Annotated in this window: 18 protein-coding genes; 8 read left to right on the top strand and 10 right to left on the bottom strand. The window is 69.8% G+C overall.

Features of this window, described 5'->3' with window-relative positions; translation table 11 throughout:
• Positions 1–49: 49 nt before the first annotated feature.
• Together JHN45_RS26825 and JHN45_RS26820 are read right to left on the bottom strand one after the other, a co-directional pair.
• Entirely contained in the window at positions 50–1456 is a 1407-nt protein-coding gene (locus tag JHN45_RS26825; RefSeq protein ID WP_200715971.1) for a glutamate decarboxylase, read from the bottom strand.
• Positions 1457–1498: 42 nt separating this feature from the next.
• Entirely contained in the window at positions 1499–2782 is a 1284-nt protein-coding gene (locus JHN45_RS26820) for an ion channel protein (protein WP_200715972.1), read from the bottom strand.
• Between the two features lie 126 nt (positions 2783–2908).
• On the opposite strand from JHN45_RS26820, the gene JHN45_RS26815 reads away from it, so the two are divergent.
• Positions 2909–3691, top strand: a complete 783-nt coding sequence (locus tag JHN45_RS26815; RefSeq protein ID WP_201050950.1) for a MerR family transcriptional regulator — start codon at positions 2909–2911, stop codon at positions 3689–3691.
• Positions 3692–3714: 23 nt separating this feature from the next.
• Here the strand turns inward: JHN45_RS26815 and JHN45_RS26810 are convergent, their stop codons facing one another.
• Entirely contained in the window at positions 3715–4080 is a 366-nt protein-coding gene (locus tag JHN45_RS26810; protein WP_043685301.1) for a YbjQ family protein, read from the bottom strand.
• A gap of 144 nt (positions 4081–4224) precedes the next feature.
• Here JHN45_RS26810 and JHN45_RS26805 point away from each other — a divergent pair, with 144 nt between their 5' ends.
• Complete coding sequence (locus JHN45_RS26805) at positions 4225–5145, top strand: DedA family protein (protein ID WP_201050949.1); 921 nt, start codon at positions 4225–4227, stop codon at positions 5143–5145.
• 129 nt (positions 5146–5274) lie between these two features.
• Here JHN45_RS26805 and JHN45_RS26800 read toward each other — a convergent pair whose 3' ends face one another.
• Complete coding sequence (locus JHN45_RS26800; RefSeq protein WP_201050948.1) at positions 5275–6915, bottom strand: threonine/serine exporter ThrE family protein; 1641 nt, start codon at positions 6913–6915, stop codon at positions 5275–5277.
• Between the two features lie 104 nt (positions 6916–7019).
• A complete protein-coding gene (locus JHN45_RS26795) occupies positions 7020–7511 on the bottom strand; it encodes an inorganic diphosphatase (protein WP_019070224.1) in 492 nt (163 codons plus the stop codon).
• Between the two features lie 79 nt (positions 7512–7590).
• Between JHN45_RS26795 and dacB the strand changes: the two genes are divergently transcribed.
• The 6 genes from dacB (at position 7591) to folE (ending at position 15343) form a co-directional block, all read left to right on the top strand.
• Complete coding sequence (dacB, locus tag JHN45_RS26790; protein WP_201050947.1) at positions 7591–9318, top strand: D-alanyl-D-alanine carboxypeptidase/D-alanyl-D-alanine-endopeptidase; 1728 nt, start codon at positions 7591–7593, stop codon at positions 9316–9318.
• An 83-nt stretch (positions 9319–9401) separates the two neighbouring features.
• Entirely contained in the window at positions 9402–10523 is a 1122-nt protein-coding gene (locus JHN45_RS26785; protein ID WP_200713461.1) for a zinc-dependent metalloprotease, read from the top strand.
• A 193-nt stretch (positions 10524–10716) separates the two neighbouring features.
• Positions 10717–11757 (top strand): tRNA lysidine(34) synthetase TilS, encoded by a 1041-nt coding sequence (gene tilS / locus JHN45_RS26780; RefSeq protein ID WP_200713462.1) that lies wholly within the window; start codon positions 10717–10719, stop codon positions 11755–11757.
• A gap of 65 nt (positions 11758–11822) precedes the next feature.
• Complete coding sequence (gene hpt / locus JHN45_RS26775) at positions 11823–12383, top strand: hypoxanthine phosphoribosyltransferase (protein WP_019070220.1); 561 nt, start codon at positions 11823–11825, stop codon at positions 12381–12383.
• Between the two features lie 186 nt (positions 12384–12569).
• Positions 12570–14603 (top strand): ATP-dependent zinc metalloprotease FtsH, encoded by a 2034-nt coding sequence (gene ftsH, locus JHN45_RS26770; protein ID WP_201050946.1) that lies wholly within the window; start codon positions 12570–12572, stop codon positions 14601–14603.
• A 134-nt stretch (positions 14604–14737) separates the two neighbouring features.
• On the top strand, positions 14738–15343 hold the full coding sequence (folE, locus tag JHN45_RS26765) for a GTP cyclohydrolase I FolE (RefSeq protein WP_200713464.1): 606 nt from the start codon (positions 14738–14740) through the stop codon (positions 15341–15343).
• Between the two features lie 113 nt (positions 15344–15456).
• Here folE and JHN45_RS26760 read toward each other — a convergent pair whose 3' ends face one another.
• From JHN45_RS26760 to folP, 5 genes are all read right to left on the bottom strand, one after another.
• Positions 15457–15945 (bottom strand): DUF3180 domain-containing protein, encoded by a 489-nt coding sequence (locus tag JHN45_RS26760; protein ID WP_201050945.1) that lies wholly within the window; start codon positions 15943–15945, stop codon positions 15457–15459.
• A 59-nt stretch (positions 15946–16004) separates the two neighbouring features.
• Positions 16005–16616 (bottom strand): 2-amino-4-hydroxy-6-hydroxymethyldihydropteridine diphosphokinase, encoded by a 612-nt coding sequence (folK, locus tag JHN45_RS26755; RefSeq protein ID WP_200713465.1) that lies wholly within the window; start codon positions 16614–16616, stop codon positions 16005–16007.
• Positions 16613–16972: a dihydroneopterin aldolase gene (folB, locus tag JHN45_RS26750; protein WP_019070215.1), complete on the bottom strand. Its 360-nt coding sequence runs from the start codon at positions 16970–16972 to the stop codon at positions 16613–16615. Before folB ends, folK begins: the two co-directional genes overlap by 4 nt.
• Positions 16973–17230: 258 nt before the next feature.
• Complete coding sequence (locus JHN45_RS26745; protein WP_200713466.1) at positions 17231–17734, bottom strand: nuclear transport factor 2 family protein; 504 nt, start codon at positions 17732–17734, stop codon at positions 17231–17233.
• Complete coding sequence (gene folP / locus JHN45_RS26740; protein ID WP_201050944.1) at positions 17731–18639, bottom strand: dihydropteroate synthase; 909 nt, start codon at positions 18637–18639, stop codon at positions 17731–17733. The genes JHN45_RS26745 and folP overlap by 4 nt, the downstream gene beginning before the upstream one ends.
• Positions 18640–18665 lie beyond the last annotated feature (26 nt).

The raw sequence follows: 18665 nt of genomic DNA, 5'->3' as shown, positions 1-18665 counted from the left end.
TGTGGGTCGGTGCCGCGCCGGGTGGCGGTCCGCTCGGCCCTCGGCCGTCTCAGTGGTGGAAGCCCGTGGCCGCTCCCTTGTCGCGGGTCAGGGGGTACGGCTGGTTCCGGAGCTGGGGGAGCAGTTGCGTCAGGTCGTCCAGGAAGAGTTCGGCCAGGTCTGCGGAGAAGCCGTTGCGGCAGACGATGCGGAGGACCGAGAGGTCCTCGCGGTTGGCCGGGAAGGTGTACGCCGGGACCAGCCAGCCGCGTTCGCGTAGGCGGCGGGAGACGTCGAAGACGTCGTAGGCCGTGACGTTTTGGTTTGTGGTGAAGGCGAAGACCGGCAACTCGGTGCCCCGGGTGAGGAGTTCGAAGTCGCCCAGGGCCTCGATGCGGTCTGCCAGGCCCTGGGCCACGTTGCGGGTCGACTGTTGTACGGCTCGGTAGCCCTCTCGGCCGAGGCGTAGGAACGTGTAGTACTGGGCCACCACTTGGGCGCCGGGGCGGGAGAAGTTGAGGGCGAAGGTGGGCATGTCGCCGCCCAAGTAGTTGACGCGGAAGACCAGTTCCTCCGGGAGGGCCTCCTTGTCGCGCCACAGGGCCCAGCCGACGCCCGGGTAGACCAGGCCGTACTTGTGGCCCGAGGTGTTGATCGAGGCCACGCGCGGGAGACGGAAGTCCCAGACCAGGTCCTCGTCCAGGAAGGGGGCGACCATGGCGCCGGACGCGCCGTCCACGTGCACCGGGATGTCGAGGCCCGTGCGCTCCTGGAGGGCGTCGAGGGCGGTACAGAGGTCGGCGATCGGTTCGTAGGAGCCGTCGAAGGTGGAGCCCAGGATGCCTACGACGCCGATCGTGTTCTCGTCGCAGAGGTCGGCGGCGGCTTGGGGGTCGAGGTGGAAGCGGTCGCCCTCCATGGGGACCTGGCGGGCTTCCACCTCCCAGAAGTTGCAGAACTTCTCCCAGCAGACCTGGACGTTGACGCCCATCACCAGGTTCGGGCGGGCGGCCGGGTAGCGGTCCTTGTTGCGTTGCATCCAGCGGCGCTTCAGGGCCATGCCGGCGAGCATGCAGGCCTCGCTGGAGCCGGTCGTCGAGCAGCCGACGGCCGCGGAGGGGTCCGGTGCGTTCCACAGGTCGGCGAGCATGGCCACGCAGCGTTTCTCCAGCTCGGCCGTGCGTGGGTACTCGTCCTTGTCGATCATGTTCTTGTCCCGGCACTCCGCCATCAGGACGCCGGCTTCCGGCTCCATCCAGGTGGTGACGAACGTCGCCAGGTTGAGGCGGGAGTTGCCGTCCAGCATCAGCTCGTCGTGCACGAGTTGAGCCGCCGTCATCGGGGGGAGCGGTGCGTCCGGGAGCCGGTGCTTGGGCGGCGCCTCGGTCATGCCGCCGACCGGATTGGCCTCCCCGTAGAAGGGGTTCACCGACATGGGGCGTTCTTCGGGCTGCTCGGGACCTTTGTGCAACGGCATGTGCGGGCCTCCTGCGGAATGAATCAAAAGGATCAACGGGTGTCAGCGGACCGGAGTTCCGTCCGCGCGCAACTGCATCTGCGGTCGCCCTGTCACCAGCAGCCAGGCCGGCAGCGAGGCGATGCAGAGCAGGGCGAGGATCGCCGGCGAGGCCACCAGGATGGCGGCCGTGAACAGACTCACCCAGCCCTGCCGGGTGATCGCGAGGAGCATGCCCAGGACGCCCGCCGCGACAGCCAGGGCCGGATCCACCGCCGGCACGACCGCGTGGGCGAAGAGGCCGAACGCGGTCCCGATGAAGACCGACGGGAAGATGCGGCCGCCCCGGAAGCCGCAGGACGCGGCGACCACCAGCGCGGCCAGCTTCACGAGCGTCATGGTCGCGAACTGCCCCGCCGACCAGCCCTCGGGGTCGGCGGCCAGTTCGCCGATCTCGTCCAGTCCCTTGAAGAGCGTCAGATGGCCGCCCACGGCCGCCAGAAGGCCCAGGACCAGTCCACCGGCCGGAAGCGCCAGCATGGGGTGCCTGAGCCGGGAGAAGGCGCCGTGGACGTATGGGAAGGCGTGGACCGCGGCCATTCCGAGCAGTGCGGCCAGTGGCGCCAGTACGAGGACTGCGAGCAGATCGCCCCAGCCCGGCCTGCCGAACGCGGGCAGGTGCAGGTCGAAGGTCGGGTGGGCCACCAGGGTGGTCGTCATGGCGCCCGCCCCGGCCGCGGCGAGCGGCGCGAACACGTTGTCCCACAGGGCCCCCTTCGTCTGCCGCGCGGCCAGCGCCTCCGAGATGAGCAGGGCCGCCGCGACCGGCGTCCCGAACAGCGCCCCGATCGTCGCCGACTCGGCCAGCGCCCCCCACACCCCGCCCGGCACCCGGGGCGCGAACCTGCGTCCGGCCCACAGGGCGAGTCCCACGTTCACGGCGATGATCGGGTTCTCCGGGCCGAGACTCGGCCCGCCCGCGAGCATCAGCGCGGTCGCCAGCACCAGCCCCGGCAGCACCGCGGGCGGCAGCGGTACGGCCTCCAGGCCGGTGGTGGCCGGGTCGGGACCGGCGTGCCCGGGCACCTTCCAGACCACGAGGCCGACCACGATGCCGGTCGCGGTGAGCATGACGAGCATCCACAGCACCGAGTAACGGCCGATGCCGAGGGCGTCTGGCAGGTTCTTCCACAGCACGTGCTGGAGCCGTTCCGCCGCCTCGCTCACTCCGAGGAAGAGCAGACTCGCGAGCACGCCCACGACCAGGGCGGGGACGATCAACGGCAGCAGGGCGCGCGCCGGGGTCGTAGGGGCAACGGGTGCCTGTTGCGCGCTGTCCTGGGCCACGCGCTCACCATAAGCGGGCAAAACGGACCCAACATCTTGAAGGTGCGCGGCCTGTGGGACTGCGGGGCTTGCACCTCACGTGGCGTGAGGGCCCACCGTGGAGCGCGGACAGAGAAAGGAGCGGAAGTGAGCCACTCCGTAGGACAGGACTCCTACTCCGTGGGACAGGTCGCCGGATTCGCCGGGGTCACCGTGCGCACGCTGCACCACTACGACGACATCGGCCTGCTCGTCCCGAGCGGGCGCAGCCACGCGGGCCACCGGCGCTACGGCGACGCGGACCTCGACCGGCTGCAGCAGATCCTGTTCTACCGGGAACTCGGCTTCCCGCTCGACGAGGTCGCGGCCCTGCTCGACGACCCGGAGACGGACCCGCGCGCACACCTGCGCCGGCAGCACGAGCTGCTGACCGCCCGGATCGAGAAGCTCCGGAAGATGGCCGAGGCCGTGGAACACGCCATGGAGGCACGCACGATGGGCATCAACCTCACCCCCGAGGAACGCTTCGAGGTCTTCGGCGACAAGGACCCCGAGCAGTACGCCGAAGAGGCCGAACAGCGCTGGGGCGGCACCGAGGCCTACGCCGAGTCGCAGCGCCGGGCCGCCCGCTACACCAAGGCCGACTGGAAACGCCTCCAGGCCGAGGTCGACGACTGGAGCGAGCGCTACGCCACCCTGGTGACCGCCGGCCAACCACCCACCGCCGAGGAGGCCATGGACCTGGCCGAGGAACACAGGCTCCACATCGACCGCTGGTTCTACGCGTGCTCCTACGAGATGCACGTCTGCCTCGCCGGGATGTACGTCTCCGACGAGCGCTTCAAGGCGTTCTACGACGCGATGGCGCCCGGTCTGGCCGAACACCTCCGGGACGCGATCCTGGCGAACGCGTCCCGGCACACCTCCTAGGAGCCCCTCTCCGGGGTGTGCGGTCACACCCGGGCCAGCACCACCGCCGTCCCGTAGGCGCACACCTCGGTGCCCACGTCGGCCGCCTCGGTCACGTCGAAGCGGAACGCCAGGACGCCGTTGGCGCCACGCGCGCGTGCCTGCTCGATGAGCCGTTCCATGGCCTGGTTGCGGGTCTGCACGAGGGTCTTGGTGAGCCCCTTCAGCTCGCCGCCGACCATCGACTTCAGACCGGCGCCGATCTGGCTGCCGAGATGCCGTGAGCGCACGGTCAGCCCGAACACCTCGCCGATCACCTGCTCGACCCGGTACCCCGGAACGTCGTTCGTCGTGACGACCAGCACATCGGCCTGCGGCCCCTGGCCGCCGCCGTATTCGTCGATACCCATGGCTCACAGCTTTGTCCTATGCGGCCCACAGTGCATCCTGGAGTCACCGGTGGAACCTGGGGCGGACACATTGCGTTGATAGCTTTGTGCGGCCTTGCCTGGACGACGCCGTATCCCTCCACCCTTCAGGAGCCCGGAACCGTTATGACGCTTGCCCTCGGCCCGAGCTGGCTCGACCCGAACACCATGCTCGACCGGTTCGGTATCTGGGGCCTGCTCCTCGTGGTCTTCGCGGAGTCCGGCCTGCTCATCGGGTTCTTCCTGCCGGGTGACTCGCTGCTGTTCACCTGCGGCCTGCTGATCACCGCGGGCACCCTGGACTTCCCGCTGTGGGCGGCCGTCGCGCTGATCTGCGTCGCCGCGATCCTCGGCGACCAGGCGGGCTACGTCTTCGGCAAGAAGGTCGGCCCCTCGCTCTTCAGCCGCCCGGACTCACGCCTCTTCAAACAGGAGAACGTGGTCAAGGCGCACGAGTTCTTCGAGAAGTACGGCCCCAAGTCCCTGGTCCTGGCCCGCTTCGTGCCCATCGTGCGCACGTTCACGCCGATCATCGCCGGCGTCAGCGGCATGAAGTACCGCTCGTTCCTCACGTTCAACATCATCGGCGGCGTCCTGTGGGGCGCGGGCGTGACGCTGCTCGGTTCCTGGCTCGGCAACATCGACTTCGTCCACAAGAACATCGAAGCGATCCTCATCCTGATCGTCTTCGTCTCCGTGGTCCCGATCATCATCGAGTTCCTGCGCGCCCGCTCCAAGGCGAAGAAGGCCCCCCAGGGCCCCCAGCGGCACGAGGAGCAGCCCGGAGACCCGGCCGCGACCCAGCCGTTCCCGGTCATCATGGACGACTCGACGACCCAGCTCCGCCGCATCGACGAGCCCCAGCCGCAGCAGCAGAACAACGGCTACGACCAGAACAACGGCTACGACCAGTACTACGCCCAGCCCCAGCAACAACAGCCGTACCAGCAGCAGTCCTATGGCAACCAGCAGTACGAGCAGTACCCGCCGTACAACAACCAGGGCCAGGGCCAGGGCCAGGGCCAGGGCCAAGGGCAGGGCTACTAGCAGGCCTAGCTGCAACGCGCCCCAAAGGGGCGCGGGGTTGTATCGATTTGCGGCTCCGCCGCGCGGGCGCGACCAGCCACACACGACCCGCACCCGCCGACGCACAACGCCCCCCGAGCTACTAGGCGCTCAAAACCCCCTGGTCCGCTTAGCAGCCCGTCGCGCCCCCGCCGAAGCCCCTGGCACCCGCAGGAACAACCGCGAGATCTCCGACCCCAGATTGACCCCGATGGCGATGGCCATGGCCAGCGACGCAGCCGTGGCCAACGACACCAGCCCCTTGTCGACCTCGTTCTGAGCGATCGCCAGAAGACCGAAATACGTGGCCGACCCTGGCAACAGGGGCCCGATCGCCGCGGTCGTGTACGGCAACGCCGACGCGAACCGGTACCGGGACAGCAGCTGCCCGAACAGCCCGACGAGCCCCGCCGCGACGGCCGTAGAGGCGACCGGTGAGATCTCCGCGACGAAGCGCATCGCCCCGTAGACAGACCAGGCGACACCCCCGTTGAGGGACACGAGCAGGACGGTGGATCGTTCCTGCTGGAGCAGTACGGCGAAGGTCAGCGACAGCAGGACGGACGCGCCGATCTGCCACAGCGGCCGGTCGGAGTTGCCGAGGGCCACGTCGGGGTTGAGCTGCGCGCCGAGCTTCACGCCGAAGTACAGGACGATCAGGACGCCGGCCACGATGCCGACGAAGAAGTACATGACTTCGAGGAGCCGGGCCGCCGCGGTGATGTAGAAGCCGGTCAGTCCGTCCTGTACGCCCGCCACCAGCGCCCGCCCGGGCAGCAGGGCGAACAGCCCACCGGTGATGACCGCGGAGGCCTTCACGTCGACGTTGGCGACCGTGAGCGCGACCCCTATCGCGGCGGGGGGCATCGCGGCGACCGTGAACTGGTAGAACTCCGGCAACCCGCGCCCCGCGCACAGCCACGCCAGCCGGTCGCCGAGCATCGCGCCGAGCGCGGCGGCGAAGAACACGATGATGTCACCGCCGACGAGCACGGAGGCGGCGCCCGCGAGCAGCCCGCTGGCGGAGGTCAGCACCCAGCCGGGGTACGGGTGCCGGTTGCGCCGCATCTCCGCGAGCCGCCGGTAGGCGTCCTCCAAGGAGAGCGCGGTTTCCGGATCGCTGAGGTCCTGGACCAGCCGGAACACGGCCGCGAGCCGCGTGTAGTCGGTGCCCCGGCGCCGTACGGTCCGGGACGCGGTCACCGGATCGTCCACCAGGGAGGGCTGATAGGAGATCGAGAGGAGCGTGAAGGTGACCGTCGGCTCGCAGCGGTCGAGGCCGTAGGAGCGGCAGACCGCGAACATCGCCGCCTCGACATCCTCCGCGCCCTCGCCGCCCGCGAGCAGCAACTCGCCGATGCGGAGCGTCAGATCGAGCACGCGCGGGACGGCGGGACCGCTGTCGTCCGGCTTCTGCACCGGCTCCGGCGCGGGCCGCTCGGACACCGGCATCCGCAGCATCGTGCGCATCCGGTCCTGCCAGGGCACGTCCTTGGTGAGGCTGACGAGGGGGATGCCGGTGGGTGGGGTGAAGGCGGGCGGTGCCTCTCTGGCGCGGTAGGTGCTCGGCGGACTGAACGCCGATCCCTCGGACTCGTCCGCGGCCGGCGCTGTCACGTCGAGCCCGCGCGGAACGGCGAACTCAGATGTCGTAGAAGACTCCCCGTCGACCGCCGCTTCGACCCCCGAGGGCGCCGTGAACGCGCTCTTGGCCTCGTCCGACTGCGGTTTGCGGTCCTCCGCTTCCGTCACTCCGTAGCACTCCCTGTACGACACCTCCGGTGATCCTCAGTATGCGCACAGACATGCAAACGGGCCGCACGCGTGCGCGTGCGGCCCGTTCGCGGACAGGGGGCTCAGTGGCCGCCCTGCTCCTTCAGTCGCTTGTACGAGCGCTCGATCTCCGCCTCGGCGTCCGTACGGCCCACCCAGTTGGCGCCCTCGACCGACTTGCCGGGCTCCAGGTCCTTGTAGACCTCGAAGAAGTGCTGGATCTCCAGGCGGTCGAACTCCGACACGTGGTGGATGTCACGCAGGTGCTCCACACGCGGGTCGGACGCCGGGACGCACAGCAGCTTGTCGTCGCCGCCGGCCTCGTCGGTCATCCGGAACATGCCGATCGCGCGGCACTTGATGAGGCAGCCGGGGAAGGTCGGCTCCTCCAGGATGACCAGCGCGTCCAGCGGGTCGCCGTCCTCGCCGAGAGTGTTCTCGACGAAGCCGTAGTCGGCCGGGTAACTGGTCGAGGTGAAGAGTCGACGGTCCAGGCGGATCCGACCGGTCTCGTGGTCCACCTCGTACTTGTTCCGCGAACCCTTCGGGATCTCGATCGTGACGTCGAACTCCACCGGTGGCTCCTCCATGATCAGCACATAGTTCTGGTGGTTAAGTGTCCCTCACGCAGGTGTGTGATCGCGAAAGGGGCTGGTGGTCGTGCCGGAGCTGAGGCCTTGGCGGGCCGCGAGACCGCAAGTGGCGCGGGTCGCGCGAGCCGTCCGGCCCCGTCTCGAGCGGGCCGCGCAATCCGTGAAACCCCAGGTCACACGGGTCAGGCAAGCCGTGAGACCGCGGGCTGAACGGATCAACCAGGCCGTGCAGCCCCGGGTCGCGCGGATCGCCCAAGCCGTGAAACCCCGGGTGACGCGGCTCACTGACGCCGTGTCACCGAAGGTCACCCGGCTCGTCCGAACCGTGTCACCGCAGGTCGCGAAGTTGCCTAGGCCCGACAGGACCTGGCGGTTCACCGCCGTCGCCACCACCGCAGGGATGGCGCTGGCCGCCGTCGTGGTGACCGCCGCCGGTCCCTGGGACTCGTCCGGTCAGCGTACGGCCGAGCGGGACCACGCAGTCGCACAGGAACGTTCAGGTGGCGTAGATCACGGCCGTAATTCCGATACGTCCGCCAAGGCACCCCGACCCGCGCCCAGCGCCGCATCCGTCCTGGTCGCCCTCGGCGGTTCCGCGAACACGGTGAAGTCCGCGCCGACCGGCACGGCCCTCGCGGACGTCCTGAACCCCCTCCTGGACAACGCGGCGCTCGGCACCCGCCACACGGCCGCCGTGGTGGACGTGTCGACCGGAAAGCGCCTCTACGGAGTGGGCGCCGACGACGCCCTGACCCCGGCCTCGACCACGAAGATCGCCACCGCCGTGGCCGCGCTCTCCGCGATGGGCGCCGACCACCGCTTCACCACCCGCACCGCCCTGGAGCCCGACACCAGGGAACTCGTCCTGGTCGGCGGCGGCGACCCCACCCTGACCGCCCACAAGGACGCCGAGGGCTGGGCGAGCCTGCGCACGCTCGCCGACAGCACGGCCGCCGCCCTGAAGAAGCGCGGCGTGCGCGAGGTGACGCTGTCGTACGACACGACCCTGTACGCCGGTTCCGAAGTCCACCCGATCGGGGCCAACGAGAACCTCGCCCCGGTCAGCGCCCTGACGGCCGACGAGGGCCGTACCGACGACTCGTCCAGCGGTCCGGTGCGGCGCGTGCCGGACCCGGCGCCCGACGCGGCCAGGAAATTCGCCGGCTTCCTCCAGGAGCACGGCATCAAAACGACGTCCCCGGGGCCCTCGAAAGCGACCGCGCGCGCGGACACCCTCGCCACGGTCTCCTCGCCGCCGCTGTCCGACATCGTCGAGCGGATGCTGACCAACAGCGACAACGACATCGCGGAGGCCCTGGCCCGCCAGACCGCCGTCGCGACCGGCAGGCGTGCCGACTTCGACGGGGGCGCCGCAGCGATCGCCGCCCAGCTGAAGAAGCTTCAACTCCCGGTCAAGGGCGCGGTGTTCAACGACGGCAGCGGTCTCAACCGCGACGACCGCCTCACCGCCGACCTCCTCACCGCCCTCCTCGTCAAGGCCGGCGCCCCGGCCCACCCCGAACTCCGCCCGGTCCTCACCGGCCTCCCCATCGCCGCCTTCACCGGCACCCTGACGACCCGCTACACGGACGCCACGGGCGCGGCAGGGGTCGTACGCGCCAAGACCGGCACCCTGACGGGCGTCAACACGCTCGCGGGCACGGTCGTGGACAAGGACGGCCAACTCCTGGCCTTCGCCTTCCTGACGTCGAACACGACGAACACCCTGGAGGCACAGGCGGCCCTGGACCACACGGCGACGGCGTTGGCGGCCTGCGGCTGCAGTTAGACGGCGGCCGGCGTCGCAACTGACGCTCACCTGACCGACCTCGTGCCCTGCCCCAAGCGGGAGCGACCACGTACGGTTGACGCATGACGAGCATCGGTGGTGCCGAGATGGTCGACTGGAATCTCGCGGTGGCGACCGCGACCCGACTTGTGCGGCCGGGCCCCGAGGTGAGCCGTGACGAGGCCCGGGCCGTCGTCGCGGAGCTGCGCCGGCATGCGAAGGCCTCGGAGCAACACGTCCGGGGATTCACCCGGATGGGTACGGACGACATCCACGACACCCCGATCCTGGTGGTCGACCGCCCCGGCTGGGTGCGGGCGAACGTCGCCGGGTTCCGGGAGATCCTGAAGCCGCTGCTCGACAAGATGCAGGAGCGGCGGGGCAACACCCCCGGGGGCGCGGTCTTCGGAGCGGTCGGCGGCAAGGTGACCGGTGTCGAGCTGGGCATGCTGCTGTCGTTCCTGTCCTCGCGCGTGCTCGGCCAGTACGAGACGTTCGCTCCGGCGTCCCGTGAGCTGCCGGCGGGGGCGAAGGGCGGGCGGCTGCTGCTGGTCGCGCCGAACATCGTCCACGTGGAGCGCGAACTCGACGTACAGCCCCACGACTTCCGCCTGTGGGTGTGTCTGCACGAGGAGACGCACCGCACGCAGTTCACGGCCGTGCCCTGGCTGCGTGACCACCTGGAGGGCGAGATCCAGTCGTTCCTGGGGGAGACCGAGGTCGACCCCATGACCGTTCTGGAGCGCATCCGGGAGGCCGCCCAGTCGCTGGCCGGCGGTCGGCCGGAGGGCGAGGAGGACGACGAGGGCCGGTCCCTGGTGGAGATCGTGCAGACGCCCGCGCAGCGGGAGATCCTCGGCCGGCTCACCGCCGTGATGTCCCTCCTGGAGGGGCATGCCGACTTCGTGATGGACGGCGTCGGCCCGGACGTGGTGCCGAGCGTCGCGGAGATCCGCGAGAAGTTCCAGCAGCGGCGCGCCAAGGGCGCCTCCAGGCTGGACTCGGCGCTGCGCAAGCTGCTGGGACTGGACGCCAAGCTGCGGCAGTACCGGGACGGCGAGCGGTTCGTACGCGCGGTCGTCGAACAGGTGGGCATGGACGGCTTCAACCGTGTCTGGACCTCCCCGAACACGTTGCCGACGAAGACGGAGATCGCCAAACCGGCGGACTGGGTCGCGCGGGTGCACCGCAAGGCCGAGTCGTGAACCGGTCGCGGATGTGGTGAAACGGATTCGGCCGACGGCAGGCGAACGCCCCCGCAATCACCCGTCCGAGGGACCGTGAGCGATGGGTAGGCGTGCGATGCTCGGGGAACGCCCCGGTTCTGTCACCATCTACACACTCTGAGTGACCGAATCTCGGGCCAACCCCCCGAAAACTTCATGAAGGGAACCGGACATGGGTCCCCATCCTGCGGTCGCGGCGATACGCCTGGCGGTCCGCCGCGTCCTCCACGACATCCTCACCGACCACGAGGCCCTGCAGACCGTCGGCGCCTCCCGGCACACCCCGCACGAGCGCCCGCCCTCGCCGCTCGTGCTCGTGGCGTGCTCAGGCGGCGCCGACTCCATGGCGCTCGCCTCCGCCCTAGCCTTCGAAGCACCCAAACTCGGCATCAGGGCCGGCGGCATCACCGTCGACCACGGCCTCCAGGCCGGCTCCGACCTGCGCGCCGACGAGGTCGTCCTGCGCCTGCGCGAACTGGGCCTGGACCCCGTCGAGGCCACCGCCGTGACCGTGGGCCGCGAGGGCGGCCCCGAGGCAGCCGCCCGGGACGCCCGCTACGCCGCCCTCGACGCCTGCGCCGCCCGCCACGGCGCCGCCGCCGTCCTGCTCGGCCACACTCGCGACGACCAGGCGGAAACCGTCCTGCTGGGCCTCGCCCGCGGCTCCGGCATCCGCTCCCTGTCCGGAATGGCCGCGGTCTCGGGGGCCGACGGCCGTTACCGCCGCCCCTTCCTGCAGCTCGACCGGCAGACCGCCCGCAAGGCATGCATGGTCCAGTCGCTGCCCGTCTGGGACGACCCGCACAACACCGACCCCGCCTACACCCGCTCCCGGCTGCGCCACGAAGGCCTGCCCGCCCTGGAGAAAGCCCTCGGCAAAGGCGTCGTAGAGGCGCTCGCCCGTACGGCGCAGCTGTCCCGGGACGACGCCGACGCCCTCGACACCTGGGCCAGCCAGGCGGAAGCCTCCGTACGGGACGCCACCGGCCTCCTGGAGTGCGCCAAGCTCTACGCCCTGCCGCCCGCCGTGCGCCGCCGCGTGCTGCGCCGGGCGGCCATCCAGGCGGGCGCGCCGGCCGGTTCGCTGTTCGCCCGGCACATCGAGGAAGTCGACCGCCTGATCACCGGCTGGCGCGGCCAGGGAGCCATCAATCTCCCGGGCAAAGTCGTCGCCCAGCGCCAGGGTGGCAGACTGGTGATTCGGCAAGGCTGAATCGACACCCCCTCCGGACCTCCGGGGGCGGGACCAGGTAGTAGCCGGTGGGACGACCGAAAGTGATGCGGGTGGACGCGAAAGACATGGGTGACGACCTCCAGTCGGTGCTCATCACCAAGGAAGAGATCGACGCGAAGCTCGTGGAGCTCGCCGCGAAGATCGACGCGGAGTACGCGGGCAAGGACCTGCTGCTCGTCGGCGTCCTCAAGGGCGCGGTGATGGTCATGGCGGACCTCGCCCGGGCACTGTCCACCCCCGTCACTATGGACTGGATGGCCGTGTCGTCGTACGGCGCGGGCACCCAGTCCTCCGGTGTCGTGCGGATCCTCAAGGACCTCGACACCGACATCAAGGGCAAGCACGTCCTCATCGTCGAGGACATCATCGACTCCGGTCTGACGCTGTCCTGGCTGATCTCCAACCTGGGCTCCCGGGAGCCCGACTCGTTGAAGATCTGCACCCTCCTGCGCAAGCCGGAGGCGGCCAAGGTCGCCATCGACGTGGAGTGGGTCGGCTTCGACATCCCGAACGAGTTCGTCGTCGGATACGGCCTCGACTACGCCGAGAAGTACCGCAACCTCCCGTTCGTCGGTACGCTCGCGCCGCACGTCTACGGCGGCTAGGCCCACTCGGCCCAAGCCCTGTAAGACGATCGGGAACCCCAGCGGGTTTCGCGCCGTTGGAGCATGCAGACACGTCTCCCAGCCGTCCCGTGCGACTTCGGGCAACATTGCTGGGGTACGGTCAGAAGAACTGTCTTTATCAAACTCACTATGGCAGGAGGGACGGAGCGAATTCGCTCCGTATGGATGGACGTGAAGCGATACTTCCGTGGGCCGGTCATGTGGATCGTGCTGGCCGTCCTTGCCGTGGTCGTGTTGATGCAGGTCGTCGGCTCGTCCGGCGGCTACAAGACGGTGGACACAGGCCAGGTCGTCCAGGCGATCAATGACAACAAGGTCGAGTCGGCCAAGATCACCACAGGCGACGAGCAGACCATCAAGGTCACGCTCAAGAGCGGCACCAAGGTCGAGGGCAGCTCCAAGATCCAGGCGAGCTACATCGGCGACCAGGGCGTGGACCTCGCGGCCACGCTGCAGACCAAATACCAGGACAAGCAGATTCCGGACGGCTACACGGTCTCTCCGACGAAGCAGAACGCTTTCGTCGGGATCCTGCTGTCCCTGCTCCCCTTCGTCCTCATCGTGGTCGTCTTCCTGTTCCTGATGAACCAGATGCAGGGCGGCGGCTCCCGAGTCATGAACTTCGGGAAGTCCAAGGCCAAGCTCATCACCAAGGACACCCCGAAGACGACGTTCGCGGACGTCGCGGGCTCCGACGAGGCCGTCGAGGAACTGCACGAGATCAAGGAGTTCCTCCAGGAGCCGGCGAAGTTCCAGGCCGTCGGCGCCAAGATCCCCAAGGGCGTACTCCTGTACGGCCCGCCCGGCACCGGCAAGACCCTGCTGGCCCGCGCCGTCGCCGGCGAGGCCGGGGTGCCCTTCTACTCGATCTCCGGTTCCGACTTCGTCGAGATGTTCGTCGGTGTCGGTGCCTCCCGAGTCCGTGACCTGTTCGAGCAGGCCAAGGCGAACGCCCCGGCGATCGTCTTCGTCGACGAGATCGACGCGGTCGGCCGCCATCGCGGCGCCGGCCTCGGCGGCGGTCACGACGAGCGCGAGCAGACACTGAACCAGCTGCTCGTCGAGATGGACGGCTTCGACGTCAAGGGCGGCGTGATCCTCATCGCCGCGACGAACCGGCCCGACATCCTCGACCCGGCCCTCCTGCGCCCCGGCCGCTTCGACCGCCAGATCGCGGTCGACCGCCCGGACATGCAGGGCCGTCTGGAGATCCTCAAGGTCCACCAGAAGGGCAAGCCGGTCGCACCGGACGTCGATCTGTCGGCCGTCGCGCGCCGTACGCCGGGCTTCACCGGCGCGGACCTGAGCAACGTCCTCAACGAGGCCGCCCTGCTCACCGCCCGAGGCAACCGCAAGCTGATCGACAACTCCATGCTGGACGAGGCGATCGACCGTGTGGTCGCGGGCCCGCAGAAGCGGACCCGGATCATGTCGGACAAGGAGAAGAAGATCACCGCGTACCACGAGGGCGGACACGCCCTGGTCGCGGCGGCTTCCCCCAACTCCGACCCGGTCCACAAGATCACGATCCTCTCCCGAGGCCGTGCTCTGGGCTACACGATGGTCCTGCCCGAAGAGGACAAGTACTCGACCACGCGCAACGAGATGCTCGACCAGCTCGCCTACATGCTGGGCGGCCGCGCGGCCGAGGAACTGGTCTTCCACGACCCGACCACGGGTGCCGCGAACGACATCGAGAAGGCCACCGCCACGGCCCGCGCGATGGTCACGCAGTACGGCATGACCGAGCGCCTCGGCGCGATCAAGTTCGGCGGCGACAACACCGAGCCCTTCCTGGGCCGGGAGATGTCGCACCCGCGCGACTACTCGGAAGAGGTCGCCGCGCTCGTCGACGAAGAGGTCAAGAAGCTCATCGAGAACGCGCACAACGAGGCCTGGGAGATCCTGGTCGAGAACCGTGACGTGCTCGACGCGCTCGTGCTCCAGCTGCTGGAGAAGGAGACGCTGAACAAGGAGCAGATCGCCGAGGTCTTCGCTCCCATCGTGAAGCGCCCGGCCCGCCCCTCGTGGACCGGCTCCTCCCGCCGTACGCCGTCCACCCGCCCGCCGGTGCTCTCCCCCAAGGAGCTGTCACTGACGAACGGATCGAACGGCGCGGGACCCGCGATCACCGCCGGTGCGACCGCCGAGTCCTCTCCCACGCTGGAGAAGGCTCCGGAGGACCGCCCCGAGAACTGACGCGAGCCTCACACGGCCCGAAATGGATGCCGCGTCCCCCTGGTCTTAGCCTGGGGGACGCGGCATTTTCGTTTTGCCCGCAGCTGAGGCGTGTGTCCCGCACACGCGAGACCCGCACAGGAACGAGGCACGACATGACCGACCCCGTGACGCTCGACGGCGAGGGAACGATCGGCGTCTTCGACGAGAAGCGCGCCGAGAGCGCCGTACGCGAACTGCTGATCGCGGTCGGCGAGGACCCGGACCGGGAGGGGCTCAGGGAGACGCCGGCGCGGGTGGCGCGGGCGTACAAGGAGATATTCGCGGGGTTGTGGCAGAAGCCCGAGGACGTGCTGACGACGACGTTCGACCTGGGGCACGACGAGATGGTCCTGGTGAAGGACATCGAGGTCCTGAGCAACTGTGAGCACCATCTGGTGCCGTTCGTCGGCGTCGCCCATGTCGGCTACATCCCGTCCGCCGACGGCAAGATCACGGGGCTGTCGAAGCTGGCCCGGCTGGTGGACGTCTACGCCCGGCGGCCGCAGGTGCAGGAACGACTCACCACGCAGATCGCGGATTCGCTGATGGAGATCCTGGAGCCGCGGGGGGTCATCGTCGTCGTGGAGTGCGAGCACATGTGCATGTCTATGCGGGGGGTTCGGAAGCCGGGGGCCAAGACGATCACGTCTGCGGTGCGGGGGCAGTTGCGGGATTCTGCTACCCGTAATGAGGCGATGAGCTTGATCATGGCTCGCTGAGGTCGTCTGTCGGGTGCGGCCCCGTTGTGGCTGGTCGCGCCCACGCGGCGGAGTCGCACATCGACACAGCCCCGCGCCCCTTTCGGGGCGCTCAAGCGACCGGCGCTGTCCCATCACGTGACCGGCGTCGCCCCCGCCGTGTTGTTGTCGTCGTCCTCGGGCAGCTTGCAGACGCGCTCCAGGAAGATCGCCGCCGCTATGACCGCGATGCCCGCGAGGACCGAGAAGCCGGCGTAGATGGCCTGGTCGCGGCGGGCGGGGATGTCCAGTGACTCCAGGAGGTAGGCGCCCGTGCCGCCGTACATGCCGGCGACGAGGGCGGCGACCAGGGCGCTGGCCTGGCCGAAGACGACCGCGCGGGCGGCCATCAGGGGGTCGACCCCCTTGGCGCCGGGGCGGCGCTCGCGCTGTGCCTTGAGGCGGGCGCGCAGCGAGAGCGCCGTGGCCAGCAGGACGACGGCGATCACGGCGAGGACGACGGGCGCGGCCAGCGGGACACTGGGCAGGGTCCCCACCGCGCTCCACAGTCGCGCACCCGCCCAGGACAGCACTCCGGCGATGACGAACACGCCGGCCAGCACCCTGATCCGCAGCTCTCTCACGGTGTTCCTTCAGCTCCCCGTGCCCTGTCCGGGCGTAGTGGTCGTCTCGACCTTAACGACTACTCGGGCAGCCGGAGTTCCAGGTCCTTGCGGGGCGCGACCCCGTCACGGGCGATGTCGTCCAGGAGGGCGGCGACCGGGCCGTGGCCGGGCAACTGCGCCTCGGGTTCCACGTCGTGCCAGGGGACGAGCACGAAGGCCCGTTCGTGGGCGCGCGGGTGGGGGAGCGTCAGCACGGGGTCGTCGGAGACGACATCGGCGTACGCGACGATGTCGACGTCGAGGGTGCGCGCGCCCCAGCGCTCCTCGCGGACCCGGTGGAAGGCCTCCTCGACCGCGTGCGCCCGCTCCAGCAGGGACGACGGGGGCAGGGTGGTCTTGAGGACGACGACCGCGTTGAAGTACGAGGGCTGGCTGCCGGGCTCGACGCCCCAGGGCTCCGTCTCGTAGACGGGTGACACGGCTTTGATGCGGACGCCGGGGGTGTCCTCCAGGGCGTCGATGGCGCCCTGGAGGGTCTCCAGGCGGTTGCCCAGGTTGGCGCCGATGGAGATGACGGCGCGCTTGGGGTTGCTGAGGGTGGTGTCGGCGGCGTCCACCTGCCGTACTACGGAGGCGGGTACCGGCTGGACGGTCGGGTCGCTGTGACTCTCGGTGAACGAGAAGGTCATACTCGGCTCCGGGTGATGGTGACGGTCACGTCGTCGAAGGGGACGGTGATCGGGGCGTCCGGCTTGTGGACGCGCACCTCGACCTCCTCCACCCCTTCGTGCTTCAGGCAGGTCTGCGCGATGCGCTCGGCGAGGGTCTCGATGAGGTTGACCGGCTCGCCCTGGACGACGGCCACGACCTCCTCGGCCACGATGCCGTAGTGCACGGTCTTCGTCAGGTCGTCGTCGGCTGCGGCAGGCCGGGTGTCCAGGCCCAGGACGAGGTCCACGATGAAGGTCTGGCCCTCCTCGCGCTCCTTCGGGAACACGCCGTGGTACCCGCGGGCCTTGAGGCCGCTCAGCGCGACACGATCCACGCGAATCACTCCTGCAATCGTCGGTGGTGGCCGGTTCGTACCGGGTGCGGGCGGTACACCGGCCTCGAACGAATCTACCTGCGGGCACTGACAGTGCCGGGCCGCGAGGGCACGGTCGCCGTCCGGGCCCGCAGGTTTCGCCGACCGTTTCCCCCGGGGAACCCGGCGGCTCATGGGTCGGTAGCCGCCCCTACCCGCCGGTTCGTGATTCCAACCACTTCTTGGTCCCGACGAGTACCCGGAGGGGCGCTGCCCCACTCAGGAGGGTGACTCGTCGCTTTCGTCCTCGTCGTTTTCGGCCAGCACCGGGGACGCGTGGTGCGACCAGAGCTTCCAGCCCTCGGGGGTGCGCCGGAACACGTTCGTGGCGACCACGAGCTGGCCGACGAGCGGGCCGAGTTCGTCGCTGTCGTCGGGGGCCGGGCCCCCGCTGAGGATGTTCTCCGTACAGGTGACCAGCGCGGTGTCGCCGGTCACCGAGACATGCACGTCGGTCAGGAAGAACTGGATGTACTCGGTGTTCGCCATGATCAGCGCGTACGACCGCAGAACCTCGCCGCGTCCGGTGAGCACCGGCCAGCCCGGGTGCACGCAGGAGATCACGCCGGTGTCCGCCGGGTCGTGGTACTCCTCGTCGACGCCCAGGTCGGCCGGGGTGAGCCAGAGGTCGGACAGCTCGTCGAAGTCGCCGCGCTCCAGGGTCTCGTAGAACGCCGTGTTGGCGAGTTCGACCTGCTCGACGTCGGTGTGGGGGGCGCTCACCGGGCTCCCTCGGAGCCGGTGCGCGAGGCCGGGCGGGCGCCGAGGGCGCGCGCTCCCTCGACGGCGCGGGCGACGCGTACGGCGTCCGCGGTGGCGTGCACCTCGTGGACGCGCACCGCCCATGCGCCGGCGTGCGCCGCGAGCGCGGAGACGGCGGCGGTGGCGGCGTCGCGCTCGCGCGCGGGCGGGGGCGCTCCCTCGGGGCCGGCGAGGACATGGCCGAGGAACCGCTTGCGGGAGGCGGCGACGAGCAGGGGGTGGCCGAGGCCGAGCAGCCGGTCGAGGTGGGCGAGGAGGACGAGGTCGTGCTCGGCGTCCTTGGAGAAGCCGAGGCCCGGGTCGACGACGATCCGGTCGGGGGCGACGCCTCCGGCGAGAACGGCCTCCACGCGCGCGTGCAGCTCGTCGACGACTTCGGTGACGACGTGGCCGTAGACGCCCCTGACGTTGCCGCCCTCCAGGAAGCCGCGCCAGTGCATGACGACGAAGGGGGCGCCCGAGGCGGCGACGACCGGGATCATCGCGGGGTCGGCGAGGCCGCCGCTGACGTCGTTGACCAGGGCGGCGCCGGCGGTGAGGGCCTGTTCGGCGACGGAGGCGCGCATGGTGTCGACGGAGACGGTGACGCCCTCGGAGGCGAGACCGCGCACCACGGGGATGACGCGTTTGAGTTCTTCCGCCTCGTCGACGCGGGTGGCGCCGGGGCGGGTGGACTCGCCGCCGACGTCCACGAGGTCGGCGCCCTCGGTGACCAGGCCGAGGCCGCGCTTGACCGCGGCCGTGGTGTCGAAGAAGCGACCGCCGTCGGAGAAGGAATCAGGGGTGACGTTCACGACCCCCATGACCGCGCACCGGTCCCATTCGGGAAGACCCGTGACGCGCCCGCGCCCGCTCTGCTTGCTCATGCGTTCAGCGTAGGCCTTGGGGGAGG

Source organism: Streptomyces sp. MBT53 (assembly GCF_016654115.1).
GTDB lineage: Bacteria > Actinomycetota > Actinomycetes > Streptomycetales > Streptomycetaceae > Streptomyces.
Note: the sequence above shows the minus strand (reverse complement) of the source record. Positions and strands in the feature narration are given on the sequence as shown.